Below are 21,917 nucleotides of genomic sequence, written 5' to 3'. Positions count from 1 at the left end.
ATCACTGACCCGTCACTGAAGCGAGCAAGTCGATACGGGCTCCAATCGACACAGGGCGTTTCCCCCGTCGCCAGCTGGCTCGTGAGAAGGCCGCTACCGGGGCCAATTCCGACGCCATGTCCACTGAAGCCCGAGGCGATGACCAGACCCGACACCGCATCGACCGTCGATATGATTGGCACGAGAACGGGAGCGGTATCATGAGCGCGCCCCACGGCGCGGCCACCTCTATTCCCCGCAGGGCAGGAGTTTCCCTGACCAGATTGCTTCTGGGCAGGCTTTGCCGCGCGCGCCAGGCCTGACTTTCGGCTCGATCTTCAGATGGCGGCGATGTCCAGCTTCGAGCCGTCGACCAGACGTGACAGCCGGAAAGGTGTGGGATCGACGCAAGGCGTGTCGTTTACGACAAGCTCTGCGGCAAGATAGCCAAGCCCCGGGCCCAAACCGAAGCCGTGACCCGAGCAGCCCGCCGCGAGGACGAGGCCTTCCACGCCGTCCACCTGCGACACCACAGGCACTGCGTCAGGCGTGCAATCGACGAAGCCGCCCCAGGCGCTATCGATCTTTATCTCGCCGAGTTGGGGGAACGTTTTCCGGACACTCTCCACCACCTGGCTCACCAGCCATTTCAAGGGGGGAGGATCCAGCACGCGATTCTGTTCGAATATCCGATCGTCGTTGGTCAGCAGCGCCGGCATCGAATCCGGCCCCGAAACGAACGATCGCCCGACGCCGAGCCTGACGTTCTTCAGACGACGCAAGAACTGCGGCATGAATTCCCGGCTATACCGGATCGCCTGGGGCGTGATTTCGAGGTTCGCCTTGCCGCTGATCGCAAGCGTGTAGCTGCCGTCCAGTCGACGCGTGATCGTGCAGTAGGGTGTCGAGACCGCCTCGCCGATATTGATTGTGGGGGTGGAACGCAGCGCGGTCTGCCGGATGCTCGCTTGGGGGAAACTGATCCCGAGCGGCCGAAGGAAGCGCGAAGACCAGGCGCCGGCGGCGCACAGCACCGCGCTGGTTCTGATGTAGCCCTTCTCCGTGTGCACACCCGCGATCTTGCCATTGGCCAGATCGAGCGCACGCGCCGCGCATCCCTGGTGGATCGTGGCGCCCAGAGTTCTGGCCCCCTCGGCGATAGCCGGCGCGGCGAGCGCAGGTTCGGCCTTGCCGTCCCGTTCCGAATAGGTCCCGCCGACCCATTTGTCACGCGCTTCGGGGACGCGCTCGGCCACCTCCGCCCGGCTCAGCACGCGGGTGTCGACGTCGTACTCCCTGGCGATCCCGCGCCACTTTTCCCAGCCGGCGAGCACGGCCTCGTCGTGGGTCGCATAGACGAGACCGCAGCGTCGAAATCCGAGGTCCCGATTGATATCGCGCGTGAGCTCGTCCCATAGCCGCATGGAGATCACCGAGAGCGGCAGTTCGCGCCGGTCGCGGTTCTGCTGGCGGCACCAACCCCAGTTTCGGCTCGATTGTTCACAGGCGACGTGGCCCTTCTCGAGGAGCGCCACAGAGAGGGCACGCTTTGCGAGGTAGTAGGCGGCGGTGGAGCCGAGGATGCCGCCGCCGACGATGACAACGTCGGCCTCGGCCGGGAGGCGCTCATCGCTGTGAATGCGCTCGACGCGGGGCGACATGTTTCAACGAACCTCGGCTGCCAGGAATGCGGAAGCAAAGTTCCGATCAGCCCTTCATCGCATCGTGCGCGCGATACAATGTGCTGAAATCATCTAGAACTTCGCAAGATGTTCGGGTTTTTGAGCGCTTGAGCGATATGAGCTGCTCAAGCGCATGGTCGACGGCCATAAACGTTTGTTCCGATCGCAGCTAGACGGTCTAGCCGTCCTGAGCGGTGCCGGCATCCAGGGCTGTGCCGGGTTCGAGCAGCACGACCTCGCAGATGTCGTCCAGCGCGGCAGGGCAATGCTCGACCCCGCGCGGGACCACGATGAACTCGCCTTGCTCGATGATCTCGTCCCGATCGCGGAATTTCATCAGCAGGCGGCCCTTGTGCACCAGGAAGAGTTCGTCACTGCTCCTGTGAAAGCGCCAGGCGAACTCGCCCGCGAACTTGGCGAGCTTGATCTGCATATCGTTGATCTGACCGGCGATCTTCGGAGACCAGGTCTCCTTGAGCTGCCCGAACGAGTTGGCCAAGTTCTTCTTGTGGAGCGGCGAGAGATGTCGATTAAGCGCGGCCACGTCACGAATGATGGCCCCGAGCTGTCGAGCGACGTCCTTGTCGTCGGCCGGATACTTGCCGTCCAACGCGGCGGTGCCGACGGTGAAGCCGGCGGCCCCCGCGTCCTTCAGGGCGGCGATCCGCTCGGGCGTATCAATCGAGCCGGCCACATAGACGGGCTTGGATACCGCCGCGCATACCGCCTTGATGAGGGCCGGGACGTGTTCCTTGGAACGATAGGCGAGCAGGTCGAGGCCATGCACGCCCTCCCGCGAGGCAAGCGCCTTGGCGCTCTCGACGATCTCCTCGATGCTCCCTTCGAGCACGCTCGGGTGACCGGTGATGCGACCCGGGAAGGGGCAGTATTGAATGTCCGTGCCGGCAAGGATCGGCAGGACGTCGTCAACGCGTGTGCCGCCGAGCAGGACGTCGACGCCGATTTCGACGGCTGCCTTCGCCGAAACAATCTCACGCTGCTGATCGAGTGAGACGACTTCGAGATAGGAGGTCGCGCCGTCTGACTTGATGGCCTGGTTGAGAACTTTGAGACGGTCCATCGGTAGGCCGATGTCCTTGAAGCCAATGTGGCGAACGCCGAGGCTCAGGGCGGTCTTGAGTTGCTCCGAGGCTTCCTCGACGGTGCGATCGTTGCGCGTGAGCATGAAAATGAAGCGAAGGCCCATTAGACTACCCCTTCCTTGGTCTTGATTTGCGCGGCGACGAGCCTTCGCGCGTAGGCCAGCGCAGTCTCGAGACTGCCGGTGTCGGCGATGCCTCGCCCTGCAATGTCGAACGCCGTGCCGTGGTCAGGGCTTGTACGGACGAACGTCAGGCCGAGCGTGATGTTCACACCCTTTTCGAGGCCGAGATATTTCACCGGGATCAGGCCCTGATCGTGATACTGGGCCACGACGACATCGAAGCGGCCTTTGCGGGCCTGCATGTAGACGGTGTCGCCCGGCCAGGGACCGCTGGCGTCGATGCCCTCGGCGCGTGCCGCCTCAATTGCGGGGCCAATGATCCGGATTTCCTCGTCGCCGAAGAGACCGCCTTCGCCGGCATGAGGGTTGAGCCCTGCAACCGCAACGCGCGGTGCTGCGATGCCGAGGGCCTTCCCACCCTCGTTTGCAAGCCGGATCGCCGACATCTGCGCATCAAAATCGGCTTCGTCGATGGCTTTGCGCAGCGCCGTGTGGATGGTGACGAGAACCGTGCGGATATCGTCGTTGGCCAGCATCATCGCGACGCGCTTCGCGCCACCATACTCAGCGAGAATCTCGGTGTGCCCGGGATAGCGAATGCCCGCGCTTGCCATCGCTTCTTTGTTGATCGGCGCGGTAACGATGCCGCTGACCTTGCCGGTTTTGGCTGCCGCGATGGCGGCAACGACGGCGTCGAAGGAGGCTTGGCCGGATATGGCGCTGATGCTCCCGAGCGGAGGCGGCGCGATGATCTGCGTCGCCTCAATGACCTCGATGGACCGCGGCTCAGTGCGCGCCTCTTGAGGATCGGCGATGCGCTTGACCTTGAGGCCGAGATCCAGACGACGGACGACATCCTCCATCACGACCGAGCTGCCGAAGACGACGACGCTTTCAGCGCCTTTGGCCAATGTCTTCGCCACGATCTCCGGGCCGATGCCGGAGGGATCGCCCATGGTGATGGCGAGGGGAGCGGTTTGGGTCATCACAGAACTTGTCCTGATACGGAGGCGCCAAGGCGGAGCTGCTCGATCGCACGATGCAGCGTATTGTCGTCGCCAAAGCCGCCTGCCTTCATCGCGATGAGCAGCTCTCGTCCATTCTCGAGGAACGCGCGGCCAAGCGGAAAGCCTGGCTCGAGCTCCTGCAAGATCTCGAACGCAGAGATGTCAAGGCCATCGAGGATCGCTTCCATCGTATCCCCGCCGGTGGCTATCACCACGTCGAAACGCTCATCGACCAGCTTTCGAGCCGCAGTCTGCGCAATGTCGCGCAGGATTGAGTGGGGGTCGTCGATACGTTCCACTGGAGCTCGTAACAGGGCTACGCCGTGCTCCACTCCGATACGATCGGCCTGACGACGGCTGCGCGGGTTCGCGCTGCCGACAACAACGAGAATCTCGCTCCCCCCGGCTAGCGCCACGTCGGACGTAACCTGAGCCGGTGCAAACCACTTCGCCAAAGTCAGAGCCATGCCCGGAGAGCCAACCCACAGGATCGACTCCGGATCCGGCAATGCTGCAATCTTTGCGTCGAGTTCGCCCTGGGTCGCAGCATCAAGGATGACAACATTGCCGATGGAGGACGGGACGAGCTCAACCAGTCGCGAGTGTCGCGCCGGATGGACAGGATCGCGACCATAACCGCTCTCCGCGACCGGAATGCCATCGACAAGCTGAACGCCGCCGACGGTCGTACGCCCTGCGCCCGGAAACGCAGGTGCGAAGACCAGCGTCTTGCGGCCGCTTGCGATGAAGGCCGCTTCGATCTCGGCCCTCACATGCCCGCGAAGAGTCGAGTCCACGGTCTTGTAGAGAACATCTCGTGAAGCGAGTTGCGCGGCAAGTTCCGACGCTCGCTGTGCCGCTTGCGATGCCTGAAGCGATCGCGATCCGCAATCGACGGCGAGGACGGGAGCCTGCTGTAGAGGCAGCCGGCGTCGGCCGACGAGGGCTCGCAGGCCCCGCTGGACAAACGGCGCGGCCCCATCAGCGGCGCTGGTCAGGTCGTCGGCAAGGATCCCGATCGTGTATTGGCGATTGGTTCGCATACGGCAATTATGCCAACCAAATCCGACTTAAAAAGCGATCAATTTTGGGCCTGATTGGTGATAGCATATCACCAATGAAACGATCAGAAATACCTTCCTTGGACGACCTGCGTGCGTTCGAGACCACTGCGCGCCTCGGCTCGGTACGCTTTGCCGCCGACAGCCTTGCGTTGACCCACGGGGCCGTGAGCCGCCGTATCACCAAGCTATCGGAAGACCTGGGCTTCAAACTCTTCGAAAAGAGCGGACGTGGCTTGCGCCTCACGGCTGCTGGAGAGGTGCTCAACCTCACACTCGGCAGGTTCTTCACCGAGCTGGCGACAACCGTTGAGAGCTTGCGTGCTGCCAACGCTCGGCAGAATGCGCTTGTTCTCTCATGCGAGCCCTCGGTCGCCATGCGCTGGCTTATTCCGAGGCTTGCAAGCTTTCAGGCTGCCCATCCCGATATCGCTCTGCATTTGTCGGTTGGCGGCGGGCCCGTCGAATTTCGCCGCGATCGGATCGATCTCGCCATTCGCCGGCTCGACTTTGCGCTTCCGGACGCCTGGCATGTCCAGCGTCTTTTTCCTGAAAAGGTGGGACCGGTCGTGAGCCCACAACTCGCGCCGGCGTTTGCGTCGGGGGAGTACATCGCTTTGGGTTCAAAGACCCGGCCGGACGCTTGGTCGCGGTGGCTTTCCACCCATCCGTCAGTGCGGCGGCCCACAGAAATTCGCTTCTACGACCACCACTTCTTGATCGTTGAAGCCGCATCCGCCGGGCTAGGTGTTGCCCTCAGCCCGTGGGTCCTCGTAACCGACGATATTGATAGAGGGCGACTCACCGCACCTGCCGGCTTCGATCCCGACGAAAGCCACTACGGGCTCATCTGGACAGGAGAACCTGAACTGTCGGGGGCAGCACGCCATCTTGCTCAATGGCTGCAAGAACAGGTGCAAATTTCGTTTAAAGCGTGATGGCATCGGGTTTGATAGTCCAGCCCCGATGACGTCTGCGATCTAGCCTGCGATCTTGATGAGCGCCCGCTCCATGCTTGCTAGGAAGAGGTCAACGTGCTCGGCTTGGCAAATGAGCGGAGGGCGCACTTTGAGCGTATCTTCATTGGCCCCGGTCGTGCTGATAAGCACGCCGTCATCGCGCATTGCGTTGACCAGGTCCAAAGCCATCGCACGACGGTGTGCCGCCGGGCTGCCCTCAGATCCTATGTCGATGCCAAAGAAGAGACCGGCATTTCTGATCGCGCGAACCTCATGTCGTTGCTTTGCAAGCTTCTCCAGTCCGGCGCGGAGGCGCTGGCTCATCGCAAGCGCCTTTTGCGGGATTTGGTCGCGCTGCAGGATCGTTAGCACGGCGTTCGCTGTTGCTATCCCGACTGTGTTTCCAGCGAACGTGTTCGAGTAGCGAGACGTGGCACCAAATTGGTCCATCCATGCTCTGCGACCAACGACAGCGCCAATCGGAAATCCGTTGCCCATCGGCTTGCCGAGGGTAACAAGATCCGGAACGATCCCGTGGCGCTCGAAGCCCCACATACAGGCGCCAGTTCGTCCGAAGCCTGGTTGAACTTCGTCGGCAATGACGAGACCACCAGCCTCCTGCACCGACGCAACTCCGCTCGCGATGAATCCAGGAGGATCTGCCCATACGCCATCGCTGGAAAAAATACTGTCGATGAGCAGGGCCGCAACGCCCATGCCACGACGGCTCAAATCCATCATGGCTGAACGAATCTGTGTCTCGAAAAACTCCGCAGCCTGGGCTGCCGGTATGCCCGCCGGCCCGGGTAGGGACACCATCCGCACGAATGGGCTGAGTTCGACTGCGTCACCCAGGTTCGGCGAAACCGCGGCGGTCGCAGCACTCGTGCCGTGATAGGCATAGGTGGAAACGATCACGCCTTCATTGCCGCTCGCACATCGCGCAATGCGAAGCGCCAGATCGTTGGATTCACTCCCCGTGCAGGTAAACACCACGCGGTCGAGCTCGTGCGGGAAAGTCCCGACGAGCCGCTCGGCATAGTCGACAAGCTTTGGCTCGAGATAGCGCGTATTGGCGCTTATTCGGCCCGCCTGTTCAGCCATTGCAGCGTTTACTTCCGGGCGGCAATGGCCGAGGCACGGCACGTTATTGTAGAAGTCGAGATGGGGCCGTCCGTCCGGATCGTACAGCCACATACCTTCGCCGCGAACGAAGTGCACGGGCCGGCGGTACTGGAGCCGATAAGAAGCGCCCAGAACTTTGTCACGACGAGCAATGAGCTCGGATTCGCGGCTAGGAAGGTTTGATTCGCCTGGTCTGTAGCGGTTGGGCATGAGATCTGTCGACATGTGCTGCTGCCTGTTTGAAAGAGTACCGCGGTTACTTCGCAATTTTACGCCCCTGTCGCTCGAGCGAACTTAAGCGGCGTTACGGCAAGGACGACGATACTGCCGCCAGGACTGCCGCCTCGCCGAACGCGACATCAAGAGGCTCCAGGATAGAAAGGCCGTGCTCGGCACGCGCGACGTTCTTCTTGATGTAGTGGGCGTCGGCCGGAAAAAGGTGGGCGCGCCAGTAGTTGACCAGGATCAATGCACTTTGTCGCGCTCGCATCAGTCCGACGAGGAGTCTTGTTTCCAGCCTTGAAAGCGCAATGATGGAGGCATAGCCGGCAATGAGATGTTCGGCGCCACCCAGAGGAAGAGTCGGATCTGACACGACGTGACTTGCTGCAATCGCCAGATCCTGGATCCTGGGGCTCCAGCAGCCATCACCAAAATCGATGAAGCCCAGTCCCTGGCCAGTCACAATCATATTGAATGGACTGGGATCGTTATGAGTGACCTGCCAGACGACATTTGAGATTTGCGGCTCAACAAACTCCAGATACTCCGCCATGGCGGCGCGAACCCTATCGGCAACGCTCCCGCTTGGTAGGTACTGCTCCAGTTCCATCAGCCGCGACCAGCACCCGACATGCCAAAGAATGGGCCGATGGGCTGCAAGCACGTTGACTTGCGCAAGCGCTAAATCAAGCTGAGCGAGGGCGCGACCAGTCCGAAAAAGCAGCTCGGGAGTGGGCACCACCTGGTGCAGCGGAATGCCCTCCATCCGGGTCTGCAGGTACCCGCATGTCTGCTCTTCTCCAAACATCAGTTCGCCGCTACGCGTGCGCAGCACTGTGGGTGCGACGAAGCCCGCAGCCCCCTGCAAGCCTGCCAGGGCCGAGGTTTGGAAACGGAAGCTGTCGACCGCCTCCGGTCTGGTCGACGTCTTCAGGATGCAGCGCCCGCCGTCCGGGATGCCGACTTCAATGGTGCGCTCAACCTCGGAGGACAACGTGGCGATTGATCCGGTCACTCCGTAGTGACGCTTCAGCAGTGCCACCGACATGTCCGGTCCGGAGGAGTCGGACCGCATAGCCAGGGCTGCGGCAGCCGCGCGAAAGTAGGTTTCAGCAGACTTTGCGGCGGCCTTCATCGATAAAATCCTAGAACAGCCTTGGTCTCGAGATACTCCTCCATGCCCTCACGGCCGTATTCCCGGCCGTTGCCGGACCGCTTGTATCCGCCGAAAGGTGCGTTGGGGTCCCAGTCGGGGTGGTTGAGATGGACCTGACCCGACTGGATCTGATGGGCGACTGCGCGCACCGTCTCCAAATCAGTGCCTTGCACGTGGGCGCCGAGGCCGTAAACGGTTTCGTTGGCGATCGCGATCGCCTCGTCCACGGTGTCGTACGGAATGATCGACAGCACCGGGCCGAAAATCTCCTCCTGCGCGATCCTCATGTCGCGACGGACGTTCGAGAAGATCGTCGGCCGCGCATAGAGGCCAATCTGAAGGTCGCCGGGCCGCCCCGGCCCGCCGATGACGAGCTTCGCGCCTTCCTTCAGACCGACACTGATCATGGTCTGCACGCGCTCGAACTGCGGCCGGTTGGCAATAGGACCATGGGTCGTGCTTTCCGCAAGGGGATCGCCGACCACCAATTCAGAAGCGGCCGCCGCCGCCAGGATCTCGACCTCCTCCATTTGTGAGCGGGACACAAGCATGCGCGTCGGTGCGCTGCAGGATTGGCCGAGATTGCGGAAGGCGGCGCCGACGCCGAGCGGAACAGCGCGGCTCAGATCGGCATCCGGCAAAATAATGTTCGGCGACTTGCCGCCGAGCTCCTGGGCGACGCGCTTGACGGTGGGCGCCGCGGCCTGCGCGACCAAAACACCGGCCCGGGTCGAGCCGGTGATCGAGATCATGTCGACCAGCGGATGCGACGCCAGACCGGCGCCAACGATCGGACCTGTCCCATTGACGAGGTTGAAGACGCCGGGCGGACAACCGGCATCGTCCATTACCTCAGCGAATAGCAAGGCACTCAGCGGCGATAATTCGCTCGGCTTCAACACCACCGTGCAACCGGCCGCGAGCGCGGGGCCGACCTTGGCGGTGATCTGGTAGAGAGGCCAGTTCCAGGGGGTGATGAGACCGCAGACCCCAATCGCCTCTCGCATGATCGCGGTGCTGCCGCGTGGGGTGACGAACTGATAGTTCGCGAGATTGTCGCGTGCGACGCGGATATGTTCGGCGGCCAGCGGCACCTGGGCGCGACGCGCATAGGTGATGGCAGCTCCCATCTCGCACGTAAGCGCCTGCGCGAACAGTTCCAGCCGCTGCAGCAGCAAAGCGTGAATCCGGTCGAGCAGTGCCGCTCTCTCAGCAGGCGGCGTCGTGGACCAGCCGGCGAAGGCTCGTCTTGCGGCTGCGATGGCGCAGTCCACATCATCGTCATCGCCGAGCGCGACCTCAGCAATCGGTTGCTCCGTCGCCGGATTGACGACGGTTGCTGCTGCCGCGACTGATCCGATCGGCTTCCGCCATTCTCCGTCGATGTAGAATTTTCCGGGGAAGCCGGCTTCCGTCAGGTGTCGAAGGGGCGAGGTCATTGGAACCGATCCTTGATCCGGTAATAGGCGGCGAGCAGCCTACCAGCCGCGTATCCGTGGCCATCGTGCTTCGATCGCGTCGCTGCCGGCGGAGACGACGTTGTACAGTTCGTGTTGCGACGCCGTTGCACAGGCATGATTGGGAAGAATTCTGACCTTCGCGCCGATCGGAAGGTCGAGCAAAGCCTGCGCCGAGCCGGGCCTGATCGAGAGGATGCCGTGCTCCTGGCTCGCTTGCGAAACGATCAGGTCGGGATAGATCTTGCCGGCCACGTCGCAGACCAGACCGTATCCCTGGTCGACCCGCTGTGCCGCGGTGCCGCGGTCGCGCGACAGCGCCATCCAGCCTGCATCGACCAGGATCCAGCCCTTCTCTGGCTTCGTGCCGATCACGGTGGCGAGCAACGAGATCGCGATATCGTCAGTCGTGCAGACACCGACACCGTGCATCACCAGATCGAAGAACATGTAGACGCCGGCGCGCATTTCCGTGACGCCGGTCAGGTCCTCGGCAAAATGGGCGGTCGGCGTCGAACCGACGCTGACGACAGGGCATTCGTGGCCGGCCGCCCGCAACGTCGTTGCGGCGGCGACCGCCAAGGCGCGCTCGTTTTCCGCAGCCGCGACCAGGCCCGCGGGCGTGCTGAGGCCGTAGGATTCGCCGGCATGGGTGAGAATGCCGGCGAGCTTGACGCCGGCCTCGGCCAAGGCGGCCGCGACGGCGATGAGCTTGGGATCCCCGGCGGTCAGCCCGCCACGGTGGCCGTCGCAGTCGATCTCAATGAAAGCAGACGGCGCCACGCCGGCGGCACGAGCGGCCGCGCCGAGGATGATCGCCTGCTCCGGCGAATCGAGCAGCACCTTGATATCGATGCCTGCTTTCCGCAGGCGCATCGCTCTTTCAGCTGTGTGGGGAGCCAGACCCACGGCATAGGTGATGTCCCGAAATCCATGCTGCGCGAAGTAGTCCGCCTCCGCCAAGGTTGAGACCGTGATCGGTCCCACCCCCGATGGATAGACGCGTCGGGCAACGTCAATGGATTTCGCCGTCTTCATATGGGGACGCAGCACGACGCCTTGCCGAGCCATACGAGAGGAGAGGCGCGCGAGATTGCCATCCAGCCGGTCCTTGTCGAGCAGGAGCGCCGGTGTTGCCAGCGCATTAATCGTTGCGGCCGTCTCGCCCGGACCGGCATTTGGGATATCCGTCCTGTCCATCTCCACGCGCAACATCCCGGTGTCCTCTCAGCCGAACGACTGGTTGGCGAGCCCAAAAATGCGGGCCGGTCCAGTCGATGGAGCCGGCGTCCCCAGCACCATGGTGGTGGCATCACTGACCTGCTGCAGGCCGATGCTTTCGAGCCATTCCCCGAGCTGCGAGGAGGCCGCAGTATCGATCCGCACGAAGACAGGCCCGAGCCGCGCGATCGCGAATTCGATCAGCGCGCGCGCATCGGTCGAGTTCTCGGCCACCACGGGGCCGATGACATGCCCGCGGCCGAAGAGCCGAGAGATGGCGTAGCCGCAAAGTACGCCGTCACGCGGCAGGACATAACAGTCACCGCTATCGAACAGACGATTCAGCAACTGCCGCCGCTCCAACCCCGTAGCATTGCGGTCGAGCCGCGCGATCGCCCCGAACTCCGATGCGGCCATCGGCCTGACGAGACCCGATCGCGGGGTCTCGTGGCTCTGGCGCGGAATGCCCTGATGCTGATGGATGATCCCGGTCGGCACAAAGCCGCGGCGGCGATACAGCGTGATGCCTTCCGCCGTCGAATTCAGCGCGATGGCCCGCGGGCGCGCGGACGTCAGCAACGCATCCATGAGCCGGGCCCCATAGCCACGGCCCTGAGCGGCCTTCGCAACGATGATCATGCCGGCGGATGCATGAGTCTCGCCGTACGGCCACCAAGCCGCGGTCCCGATCACCGTCCCAGCGCGCTCAAGAACAAAGCCATGACCCAACTGAAGCGCGACGTCCCAATCCTCGATCCGATACGGCCAAGACATCTCCTGCGAGAGTTTCAGGGCGCCTTCCAGATGCGCTCTGGAGAACGGAAGCAGGGCCACGTCCTCATTGTCACGATGCCCGACTGGATAAGCTGCGGCTGTCATGATCGGTCAACGTCTCTTGCTCGGGTTGCCGGCCTAATCGCCAGCGTGTGGCAGCGTGAGGCCATCTCATGATCCCCGCGCAGTTCGCAGCGTAACTTGGGTCCGACAGCATTACGCGGCCGGACTGGTGCAAAGTTCGGCATAGAATTTCATTGATGGCGCGGCAGCAGGATCAATCTGCCGTCCCGCAGCAGGCGCACTCTCGAAGGGCGTATTCACGCCTTCCAATCCAGGACGATCTTGCCGCAGTTGCCAGTGCGCATGATCTCAAATCCGGCCTTGAACTCTATCACCGGCAGGCGATGCGTTATGATTTTCCGGATGTCGAGACCGCTCTCAAGCATCGCGAGCATTTTGTGCCAGGTCTCAAACATCTCCCGCCCGTAGATTCCCTTGACGGTGAGCATCTTGAAGACAAGCTTGGTCCAGTCGACCGTCGCAGGCCGAGCAGGGATACCAAGCATGGCGATCTTGCCGCCCATCACCAGATTTTCGACCATTTGGTCGAACGCGGCCGGCGCACCGCTCATCTCAAGCCCGACATCGAACCCTTCCTTCATGCCGAGGCGCTGCGCCACGGACCGCAGATCTTCCTTGCTCACGTCGACGGGAACGACGTCCGTGACATCAGATGCCAATGCCAAACGATGCGGATTGACGTCGGTAATCACGACGTGCCGCGCACCGACATGCCTGGCAACGGCCGCGCTCATGATGCCGATGGGGCCTGCTCCAGTGATGAGCACATCCTCTCCGACGAGGTCGAACGACAACGTTGTGTGGACGGCGTTGCCGAGCGGATCGAGGATGGCCCCGATCTCGTCATCGATCGCGTCCGGGAGCGGCACGACATTGAAGGCGGGCAAACGCAGATATTCGGCAAAAGCTCCGGGAATATTGACACCGATCCCCTTGGTTCCAGGATCCAGGTGAAACCGCCCTCCCCGCGCAGCGCGGCTGCTCATGCCGACAACATGGCCCTCACCCGAAACCCGCTGCCCAATCGCGAACTTCGTGACGTTCGCGCCCACCTCCGCGATCTCGCCTGCATACTCATGGCCGACGACCATCGGGACAGGGACGGTCCGCTGCGCCCACTCATCCCAAGCGTAGATATGGATATCCGTGCCGCAGATCCCGGTCTTTTTGATCTTGATGAGAACGTCGTCCGGTCCGATCTGCGGGATCCCCCGTTCGTCGAGCCAGAGCCCGGGTTCGGCGGTTGCTTTGACAAGAGCTTTCATGAGAGCACCTTTGTAATCATCAAATCACGCCAAGCGCTTTGCCGGCGTCGGCGAAAGCGTCGACGGCCAATTCAACGTCCTTTTCGCTCAGGGCGGCGGACATCTGTGTCCTGATCCGCGCCTTTCCTTTGGGGACGACGGGAAAGAAGAACGCGGCGACGTAGATGCCGCGCTCATCCAGCGCGGATGCTATATCCTGCGCCAGGCGCGCGTCGTGCAGCATGACTGGGATGATTGGCGTCTCTCCCGCGAGCAGCTCGAATCCCGCCTTTTCCAAGCCCGACCGAAAGCGCCGCATATGCGCAGCAAGAATCTGCCGTCGGTCGTCGGCTGTTTCCGCGATCTGGATCGCCTTGATGGATCCCGCCGCCACTGCCGGAGCAAGGCTGTTGGAGAAGAGATACGGACGCGCTCGCTGTCGAAGCAGATCAACAATTGGTTGGGACGCCGCAACAAAGCCGCCCATCGCGCCACCGAGGCTCTTGCCGAGCGTTCCCGTGACGATGTCGACCTGCCGGTTTGTGCCTGTTAGCGTCGGCGTGCCGCGGCCGGCTTCGCCGATATGACCGGTGGCATGGCAGTCGTCGACCATGACGGCGGCGCCGTACCTCTCGGCCAAGGCGCAAATGGCGGGGAGCCTGGCCACGTATCCGTCCATCGAGAACACGCCGTCCGTGGCGATCAATTTGAACCGGGCTCCGTCCCTGTCTGCCTCCTTGAGCCGATCCTCGAGCTCGTTCATGTCGCCGTTGGCAAAGCGGTAGCGCCTCGCCTTGCAAAGACGCACGCCGTCGATAATGGAAGCGTGATTGAGAGAATCAGAAATGACGGCGTCGTCGGTCTCTAGAAGCGGTTCGAAGACCCCGCCATTGGCGTCGAAGCAGGCCGCGAACAGGATAGCGTCATCCTTGCCCAGATAGCGAGCGATCGTGCGCTCGAGTTCGCGGTGCAGGGTTTGCGTACCGCAGATGAATCGCACGGATGCCATGCCAAACCCGAACTCATCCAGGCCCCGCTTGGCGGCTGCGATGACTTCAGGATGATCGGCGAGGCCCAGATAGTTGTTGGCGCAAAGGTTGACGAGCTCGCGCTCGGAGGACTTCGAAACGACGCGGATCCGGCCCGCCTGCGCGCCAGTGATCATCCGCTCATGCTTGTAGAGGCCCTCCGCCTGCATCTGCGACAGAAGCTCGCGAATTCGGCCTTCTAGGGTCGGCGCCATCGTACCGCCATCCTCGCTGCTGCAAATTGGACGATCATGATAATGCGAACTCTCCCCGGAGCATGAGTAAGATTCGCTCGAAGTGGCTGGGATCATGTGGCTTGAGGAGCGCAGCCTGCCGAGGCAGGTGCACATCCCACAGGCGCGACAGCCAAAACCGGAATGCCGCAGCGCGCTGCATCGCAGGAAGCAGCTTGTGTTCGGAGGAAGTCAGCGGCCGGACGCTCTCATAAGCACCCAGGAAAGCGGCGGCTCGCTCGACATTGGCGCGGTGGGTGAGGCCATCGACACACCAGTCGTTGAGGCACACCGCTATATCGAACAGAAACGTGTCGCATCCGGCGAAATAGAAATCAATGACGCCGGACAGGCGCCCCCTCTCGAACAACACGTTGTCGCGAAACAGATCGGCGTGGATCGGCCCCCTGGGGAGTTGCCTGTAGGTCGAGGACAAAGCGAGCTCGTTGTGAAAGGCCAATTCAGTCGAGAGCAGCGAGCGCGGTCCGGCAGATACGCGGCGGCCGAGCACCGACACGACCTCGTTCCACCATTGAAGACCGCGCGGATTGGCTTGGCGTCGTGGGTAATCACTCCCGGCCAAGTGCAGGCGCGCAAGGCACTCCCCGACGGAACTGCAATGGGCGGCGGTAGGTTCTGCCGCGCTTGCACCAGGAAGCCTGTTGACAACCACGGCGGGCCGCTCCCTCAGAGAGTGAAGGATAACGCCATGTGCATCATCAACCGGATCCGGGACGGGCATGCCTCGAACCGCGAGATGCTTCATCAAGTGCAGGTAAAAAGGCAATTGCTCGAATGTGAGACGCTCAAACAAGGTGAGCACATACCTTGCGCCATCCGTTTCGACGAAATAGTTCGTGTTCTCAATTCCACTGGTGACGCCGCGAACGGCAAGCGGCGCGCCAAGACCCAGCGCTCGAAATAACGCAGCAACCTCGTCGAACGACAACTCGGTAAAAACGGCCATCGTGCAGCAGCTCCCGGTCCGGACTCGTCTGTTCAGCTGCCCTGCACGACGTCGGCGATGTAGTTCTTGACCGCCTCTGCATTTGCCGGAAGGACTCTGACCCGTTTCGGCAAATCTTCGATGCCATCGAAACGTTGCGGGCGATCCGGATCGCGGCCTAACGCTTCCCTGATCGTCGCGGCGAATTTGATTGGCAGCGCAGTTTCGAGCACGATCATCGGCTCCTCGGGGGAGCCGTGCACACGCGCGACCGTCACACCATCTGCAGTGTGGGGGTCGATCATAGTGTCATAGCGCTCCCACGTGTCACGGATCGTCGCCAGCCGATCGGCATGGGTGCTCCTGCCGCTCCGAAAGCCGAAACGCGTTGCCGCGTCGGCGAAGCAGGGATCTCCGCTTAGATCGAACGCCCCGCGTTCCCTGAGTTGATCTTCAAACAGTAGTTTGGTCCGACTGGCGTCGCGACCGAGCAGGTCGAACACGAAACGCTCGAGATTGGAGGCCTTGGAAATATCCATCGAGGGGCTCGATGTTTCAAGCGTGTCGGCCCGGCTTCGAACGCGATACACGCCGGTGCGGAAAAACTCGTCAAGCACGTCGTTCTCGTTGGTCGCAAGGACGAGGCGGGATATTGGAAGGCCCATCATGCGCCCGACGTGACCGGCGCAGATGTTTCCGAAGTTTCCTGATGGCACGGCAAAGCTTGCACCCGCCGACTGCGGCTCGGTCGCCTGCAGATACCCATAAAAGTAATAGACGACCTGCGCCAGCAGCCTCGCCCAGTTGATCGAATTCACCGCGCCGATCTTGTATCGCTGCTTGAATTCCAGATCGCCGGACACGCGCTTGACGATGTCCTGGCAGTCATCGAACACACCATCGATGGCGATGTTGTGGATATTGTCATCCTGGAGGCTGAACATCTGAGCTTGCTGAAATGCGCTCATCCGCGCGCGGGGTGACAGCATGAAGACACGCACCCCCTTCTTGCCACGCATGGCGTATTCTGCAGCGCTGCCGGTGTCGCCGCTGGTCGCGCCCAGAATGTTCAACTCCTCATGCCGGCGCGCCAGTTCGTACTCGAGCAGATTGCCGAGCAACTGCATGGCCATGTCCTTGAACGCCAGCGTCGGACCGTTCGACAAGCCCTGGAGGTAAAGGCCGTTCTCCAGCTTTCGCAGCGGCGCGATCTTCGAGCTTCCAAAGACCTCCGGCGTATAGGTCCTCTCGCAAATGGCTTTCAGGTCAGCGGGCGGGATATCGCTGATGTAGAGCGACAGAACCTCGAAAGCCAGGCTCGGGTAGGACAAGGTACGCCACGCATCCAGCGTCGCGTCATCCACACGAGGGTAGGTCTGGGGTATGTACAGCCCGCCATCCTCGGCGAGGCCTTCAAGCAAGGTCTCAGAGAACTGCTTGCGGCCCGAATGGCCGCGTGTGGAGACGTAGTGCATCGATTCTTTTCTTTCGAGAGGCGGCGGCGCCCCTAATTTGGACGATATGCTGCTGGCCCTCAGCGGCTGGCACGCCACAGCGCAATGCGATCACGCATGCGATAGCTTTGGATGAAGGCAGGCATGAACCAGGGATTGCCTCGATAGAACGGGATGAAGGTCGGAGGGCGGAAGTCAAAGGCCGTGCGTGCCCGCTCCTCATGCCCCATCAGCTTGTGGGCCGCGTGCATACCGACCCATGGCGCCCAGACCACGCCAGAGCCGCAGAAGCCAGTAGCGTAGACGACATTGTCCTTCTCGAAGATGCGGGGAATCATGTCGCGGTTCATTGCGACATTGCCGAACCAGCTGTGCGAGAGGCGAACGCTCTCCAGTTCCGGAAACAGATTGACCAGGCCCTTGCGCAGAAGCAGCTTTGGAGCCACGGGATCGCCGACGCGGGAACTGTCGCGGCCACCGAGCAGAATGCGTTTGCCGTCCGGCGAAGGCCGGTAATAGAAGCCAACCTCCCGATTTTCGATAATCATCATCCGTTTCGGCATCAGCCGCGCCATGACCTCGGGCGCAAGCTCCTCGGTCGCAATGATCCGGCTGCGAACCGGCACCAGCCTGCGGCGCAGGAAAGGCACGGCAGCATCGGTATAACCGTTCGTGCAGACCAGCACCTGACGTGCCTGCACCGAGCCGGCCGAAGTGACGACGCGGAATCCGGCGCTATCTCTTTCGATCGAGATCACGGGCGTCCGCGCGTGGACTGTCAATCCGGAAGCGAGCGCGACCCGCAGGAGCTCGGCGTGGAATTTGGCCGGATGCAGTCCGCCGATGTCCATCCGAACCGTGCCGCCGCGATAGACATCCGTGCCGATGTACTTTCGCTGCTCGGCATAGGGCACTGTGTAAGCCTCGATCCCCAGCCTCTTCGCGAGCCTCTCCGCGGTCCGCGCCATGGATTCGTATTGTTCATAGCCGAATGCCCCCTTGAACTGTCCCACCGGCTGGAAGTCGCAGGCAAGTCCTTCCGTCTTGATGAAATCGTACAGGAATTCGCGCGCGCTCTTGCCTTCGGCCTCGATCGCCAGCGCCCGGTCCTCCCCGAACCGCCGCGTAAGCGTCGCGAAATCCGGCCGAATGGATCCGCTGGTGATGCCGCCGTTGCGCGTAGAAGCTCCCTCTCCCGGATCCACTGCATCGAACGCCGCGACGGAGCGTCCTTCGCGCGCCAGCACCAGACCAGCCGAGAGTCCGGCATAGCCCGCGCCCACGATCAGCACGTCGAGTTTCTTGGACAGTGGCTGTCGAGGCAGCGGTTTGAGCGGGGCGGCCTCCCACCAATAGGGCGTCGCCTTCTCGTCAACCCTCGGCGCATGCATGGCGTTTGCTTCTCTTATGACATCTATGTTCAGCCGCGGCTTGGTTCACATTGATCAAAAATTGTCGTTCCGCACGTCGAGGGCATCTCGCAAGCCATCGCCGATGAAGTTGAAGCTCGTCACGGCGATCGTGATCGCGGCACCGGGAATGATCGCAAGCCACGGAGCGCTCGCCAGATATTGCTGCGCGCCATTGAGCATGTTGCCCCAGCTCGGCAGCGGCGGCTGGATGCCGTAGCCCAGGAAGCTGATATAGGCTTCAAGAAGGATCGCGCGGGCGACCGCGAGGCTTGCGGCGACGATGATCGGGCCCATCGCATTGGGCAGGACCTCGCGGAACATGATATGCCCTCGGCTCAGTCCCACCATACGCGCCGCCTGGACAAACTCGCGCTCGCGCAGCGAGCGGACCTCGGCCTCGACGATGCGCGCAGTCTCCATCCAGCTCGTGACGGCAATGATCACGGTAATCATCACCGGACTCGGCCGCAGCGTCGCGGCCAGCGCCAGCACGAGGAAGATCGAGGGATAAGAGAGGAAGCCGTCCACCATGCGCATCAGCGCCGCCCCGACCCAGCCGCCGCGATAGCCGGCCGTCACGCCGACGAGTGTTCCGATGAGTGTTGACAGCAACATTGCCGAGAATCCCACCAGCAGCGAAACCCGCCCGGCCATCAACAGCCGCACAGCCAGATCACGCCCCAACGGATCCGTGCCGAGGTAATGCTGACCGGTGAGCGGCGGAGCAAAGCGGGCACGCAGGTCGATGTGGAGCGAGTCGTAGGGCAGAGCATAGGGCCCAATGGCGCACGCCAGCACGAGCAGGGTGATCATCGCGATCCCGATGAGCGCCAGATGATGTCGCATGAAGCGATAGACCGCGCGGCTGTGCCACCAGCGGGTCGGAGCTGCGTCGGCTACGATGGCGGTCATATCTGCTAGCTCCTCTAGTCTGTCGTGAGTCCGCAGGCTCAGGCCAGGCGAATGCGCGGATCGACGGTGGCGATCACGATGTCTGCGATCAGATTGCCCAGCACGACCAGGATGGCCGAGAAGATCAACAGCCCCATCACGACCGGATAGTCACTGTAACCGAGACTATCGAGAAACAGCCGGCCCATTCCGGGCCACGTAAAGATCGTCTCCGTAACCAATGCGCCGGTCAGAATGCTGGGCAGCTGCATTCCTGCCAGCGTGATCATCGGTAGCAATGCGTTGCCGACGACATGCTTCAGCAGGATGCGGCGCTCGCTGACGCCCTTGGCGCGCGCGGTCTTGACGAAATCCTGACTTAGCGCATCCAGCGTCGCCGTCCGCATGTAGCGGCTCCAGACCGCGACATGAACCAGCGACAGCACCAGGCTCGGCAAAATCAGGTGGTGCAGATAGTCCAGCACCGAGCCGTCGCCGATCGTGTACATGTTGCCTGCAGGAACCCACCCGAGCTTCAGGGTGAAGATATAGATGCCGATGAGACCGAACCAGAAAGTCGGGACCGACAAGGCGACCATGGCGCCGACGGTCGCGCAGTAGTCAAACAGGGAATAGCGGTGGGTGGCGCCTCGGATTCCGATCCAGGCACCGACCGCGATCGCAAATGCGGTGGATGTCCCCATGAGCAGCAGCGTCGCCAGCAGGTGCCGACCAATCACCGCCAGCACCGAGGAGCCGTCGCGGAACGAGTGTCCCCAATCGCCCTGGAGCAGCCGCCAGGCCCAATCGAGATACTGGATCCATAGCGGCCGGTTCAACCCGAGCTGCGCTGCGAGCCGCTCCACGTCCTTCTGCGTCATGCCCGGATCGAGCCCGAACTGCGCCAGAGGACCACCCGGCATGAGGTTGAGAACCGTAAAGCCGATGATCGAGACGATCACCAGCAGCACGATGCTCTGCGAGAAACGATTGAGCAGGAACCCGGACATTGGAGTCACCATGTTGGCTTTGCAGCATCACTCCAGCGCCGGCCTCGGCCTCCCGGGCCTAGGCCGGCAGCACATCAGCTCGCCCAATACCAGGCCAGCGCATTCCAGGATTCCGTGCGCGTATTGCCGTTCGGCACGAAACCGTTGATCCCCTTCTTGAGGCCTTCGACCGCATTGGTCTGATACAGCGGCAGGAAAGGCAGGTCGCGACGCACGAGTTCCTGTACCCGGAAGTAGATCGCGCGCCGCGCTTCCGGATCGAAGGTGCGTGCGCCCTTGTCGAGCAGGGCATCGACCTCCGGGTTTGTAAATTGTGCATTGTTCGAGCCGCGGCCGCCCTTCGCGGCGATCGACCGCGAGTGCAAGCGGTTGGTCACGTCGGGGTCTGCGCCGATCAAATAGGTGCTGCCGACGATGACGGAATCGAATTTCGATTGCCCCCAGAACTCGCCCCACATCACCGCGGCGGGCAGGTTCGATATCTTCATCTCGACCCCCAGCTGAGCAAACGTTTGCTGCAGATACTGCTGCACCTGTTCGCGGAGGGGATCGCCCGACGTGGTCGAATTGGTAAAGGACAGGCGAACGCCGTTCTTGGCACGAATGCCGTCCGCGCCTTTTGCCCAGCCGGCTTGATCGAGGATCTTGCCCGCGCGATTCACATCAAATTGGTGCAGGGGCAGATTGGGGTTGAAGAAGAAGGACTGCCTCGGCATGAACGTCTCGGTCGGACTAGGCACCCCGTAATACAGCCCCTGAATGATCGCCTCCTTGTCGATCGCCGCGTAGAGCGCCTCGCGAACGGCAAGCTCCTTGAACTGCGGGCGCTCGAGATTCAGATAGAAGGATTCGAACGCGGTCCTTGGAACGAGCGTCACCGTGCGGTTCGGCAACATCTTGGCTTCCCCGTAATGATCGGGCGTGATGTAAGGCTGACCTACGAGATCAATGTCGCCGCTCTTGAACTGGGTGTAGAGGACGGTGAGATCGGGAATGTATTTGAAGACCAGCTTTTCGATGTGCGGGCCTTCACCGAAATAGTCGGGGTTCGCCACGAGCTCGAGATGATCGCCGGCGACCCGCTGCCCCCACTTGAACGGACCGGTGCCGACCGGCGCCTGATTGAAGGCGGCGTTGTTCGGATTGGACTCCTTCCCGAGGATGTGCTTGGGGACGATGAAGGTTTCGGTCAGGAAGGACAAATACGGCGCAAAGGCCTCTTCCATCCGCCACGAGATCTCCGTCGGCGAGATCACGGTGATGTCGCGCACGAGAGCATGGCCGGCCGTGCGCCAGCTGCGGAAGTTGGGATTCATGATCAGCTCGAGCGTGAACTTCACGTCCTCGGAGCTGAACGGCGTGCCGTCGTGCCAGCGCGCATCATCACGCAAACGAATGCGCCAGTTGAGACCGTCCTGCGAAATGCCGCCGTTCTTCTGATCCGGCACCTCCAGGGCAAGGTTGGGGCGGATGACGCCCTGAGGATCGATACGGAACAGCGCGTCGAAGACCGAGAAATGCACGCCGTCATCGACTTCAATATGTGCCATCAGCGGATTGAAGACGGTCGGCTCTTGTCCAAGCCCGACGACCACGCGGCCGGTCGGTTTCGCCGTAGTAGTACGTGCGAAGGCAGGCTGGCCCAGCAAATTTGATCCCGCGAGGCCAGTTGCCCCCGCGATCATCAACTGGAGTGCGCTACGCCGCGAATAGATCGGTGCAGTCTTTGCTTCAGTCATGACCCCTC

18 protein-coding genes are annotated in these 21,917 nt (G+C 62.1%); 1 reads left to right on the top strand and 17 read right to left on the bottom strand.

Going from position 1 to position 21,917, the window contains the following annotated elements; translation table 11 throughout:
• Positions 1–317 precede the first annotated feature (317 nt).
• The 4 genes from AB7008_RS20780 to AB7008_RS20765 all read right to left on the bottom strand — a co-directional run bounded on the left by AB7008_RS20780 (position 318) and on the right by AB7008_RS20765 (position 4,936).
• Positions 318–1,640 carry an NAD(P)/FAD-dependent oxidoreductase gene (locus AB7008_RS20780; protein WP_038958332.1) on the bottom strand — a complete coding sequence of 441 codons (1,323 nt, stop codon included), beginning with the start codon at positions 1,638–1,640 and terminating at the stop codon, positions 318–320.
• A gap of 199 nt (positions 1,641–1,839) precedes the next feature.
• A complete protein-coding gene (locus AB7008_RS20775) occupies positions 1,840–2,868 on the bottom strand; it encodes a cupin domain-containing protein (protein WP_038958333.1) in 1,029 nt (342 codons plus the stop codon).
• Positions 2,868–3,872, bottom strand: a complete 1,005-nt coding sequence (gene pdxA, locus AB7008_RS20770) for a 4-hydroxythreonine-4-phosphate dehydrogenase PdxA (protein ID WP_038958334.1) — start codon at positions 3,870–3,872, stop codon at positions 2,868–2,870. Before pdxA ends, AB7008_RS20775 begins: the two co-directional genes overlap by 1 nt.
• Positions 3,872–4,936, bottom strand: coding sequence for a four-carbon acid sugar kinase family protein (locus AB7008_RS20765; protein ID WP_038958336.1), 1,065 nt, complete (start codon positions 4,934–4,936; stop codon positions 3,872–3,874). The genes pdxA and AB7008_RS20765 overlap by 1 nt, the downstream gene beginning before the upstream one ends.
• Positions 4,937–5,034: 98 nt before the next feature.
• Here AB7008_RS20765 and AB7008_RS20760 point away from each other — a divergent pair, with 98 nt between their 5' ends.
• Positions 5,035–5,892, top strand: a complete 858-nt coding sequence (locus AB7008_RS20760; protein ID WP_248882529.1) for a LysR family transcriptional regulator — start codon at positions 5,035–5,037, stop codon at positions 5,890–5,892.
• A 42-nt stretch (positions 5,893–5,934) separates the two neighbouring features.
• Here the strand turns inward: AB7008_RS20760 and AB7008_RS20755 are convergent, their stop codons facing one another.
• The 13 genes from AB7008_RS20755 to AB7008_RS20695 all read right to left on the bottom strand — a co-directional run bounded on the left by AB7008_RS20755 (position 5,935) and on the right by AB7008_RS20695 (position 21,909).
• Complete coding sequence (locus AB7008_RS20755) at positions 5,935–7,263, bottom strand: aspartate aminotransferase family protein (protein WP_038958338.1); 1,329 nt, start codon at positions 7,261–7,263, stop codon at positions 5,935–5,937.
• A gap of 79 nt (positions 7,264–7,342) precedes the next feature.
• Positions 7,343–8,395 (bottom strand): phosphotransferase enzyme family protein, encoded by a 1,053-nt coding sequence (locus tag AB7008_RS20750; RefSeq protein WP_244436886.1) that lies wholly within the window; start codon positions 8,393–8,395, stop codon positions 7,343–7,345.
• Positions 8,392–9,855: an aldehyde dehydrogenase family protein gene (locus AB7008_RS20745; RefSeq protein WP_038958340.1), complete on the bottom strand. Its 1,464-nt coding sequence runs from the start codon at positions 9,853–9,855 to the stop codon at positions 8,392–8,394. The genes AB7008_RS20750 and AB7008_RS20745 overlap by 4 nt, the downstream gene beginning before the upstream one ends.
• Before the next feature lie 39 nt (positions 9,856–9,894).
• Positions 9,895–11,088 (bottom strand): alanine racemase, encoded by a 1,194-nt coding sequence (locus AB7008_RS20740; protein WP_212102046.1) that lies wholly within the window; start codon positions 11,086–11,088, stop codon positions 9,895–9,897.
• Positions 11,089–11,100: 12 nt separating this feature from the next.
• Positions 11,101–11,973: a GNAT family N-acetyltransferase gene (locus AB7008_RS20735; protein ID WP_038958342.1), complete on the bottom strand. Its 873-nt coding sequence runs from the start codon at positions 11,971–11,973 to the stop codon at positions 11,101–11,103.
• 215 nt (positions 11,974–12,188) lie between these two features.
• A complete protein-coding gene (gene tdh, locus AB7008_RS20730) occupies positions 12,189–13,217 on the bottom strand; it encodes an L-threonine 3-dehydrogenase (protein WP_441259446.1) in 1,029 nt (342 codons plus the stop codon).
• Positions 13,218–13,236: 19 nt separating this feature from the next.
• On the bottom strand, positions 13,237–14,439 hold the full coding sequence (locus AB7008_RS20725) for a glycine C-acetyltransferase (protein WP_038958344.1): 1,203 nt from the start codon (positions 14,437–14,439) through the stop codon (positions 13,237–13,239).
• 34 nt (positions 14,440–14,473) lie between these two features.
• Complete coding sequence (locus AB7008_RS20720; protein ID WP_441259445.1) at positions 14,474–15,424, bottom strand: homoserine kinase; 951 nt, start codon at positions 15,422–15,424, stop codon at positions 14,474–14,476.
• Between the two features lie 32 nt (positions 15,425–15,456).
• Complete coding sequence (gene thrC / locus AB7008_RS20715; protein ID WP_038958347.1) at positions 15,457–16,878, bottom strand: threonine synthase; 1,422 nt, start codon at positions 16,876–16,878, stop codon at positions 15,457–15,459.
• Between the two features lie 59 nt (positions 16,879–16,937).
• Positions 16,938–18,248 (bottom strand): NAD(P)/FAD-dependent oxidoreductase, encoded by a 1,311-nt coding sequence (locus AB7008_RS20710; protein ID WP_038958348.1) that lies wholly within the window; start codon positions 18,246–18,248, stop codon positions 16,938–16,940.
• A gap of 54 nt (positions 18,249–18,302) precedes the next feature.
• Positions 18,303–19,181, bottom strand: a complete 879-nt coding sequence (locus AB7008_RS20705) for an ABC transporter permease (protein ID WP_027544589.1) — start codon at positions 19,179–19,181, stop codon at positions 18,303–18,305.
• Positions 19,182–19,219: 38 nt separating this feature from the next.
• Positions 19,220–20,170 (bottom strand): ABC transporter permease, encoded by a 951-nt coding sequence (locus AB7008_RS20700; RefSeq protein ID WP_027544590.1) that lies wholly within the window; start codon positions 20,168–20,170, stop codon positions 19,220–19,222.
• 74 nt (positions 20,171–20,244) lie between these two features.
• Positions 20,245–21,909 (bottom strand): peptide ABC transporter substrate-binding protein, encoded by a 1,665-nt coding sequence (locus AB7008_RS20695; protein WP_038958349.1) that lies wholly within the window; start codon positions 21,907–21,909, stop codon positions 20,245–20,247.
• Positions 21,910–21,917 lie beyond the last annotated feature (8 nt).

The sequence above is a fragment of the Bradyrhizobium sp. 521_C7_N1_3 genome (assembly GCF_052075975.1).
Classification (GTDB): domain Bacteria; phylum Pseudomonadota; class Alphaproteobacteria; order Rhizobiales; family Xanthobacteraceae; genus Bradyrhizobium; species Bradyrhizobium japonicum.
This window is presented reverse-complemented; position numbering and strand designations above follow the sequence as displayed.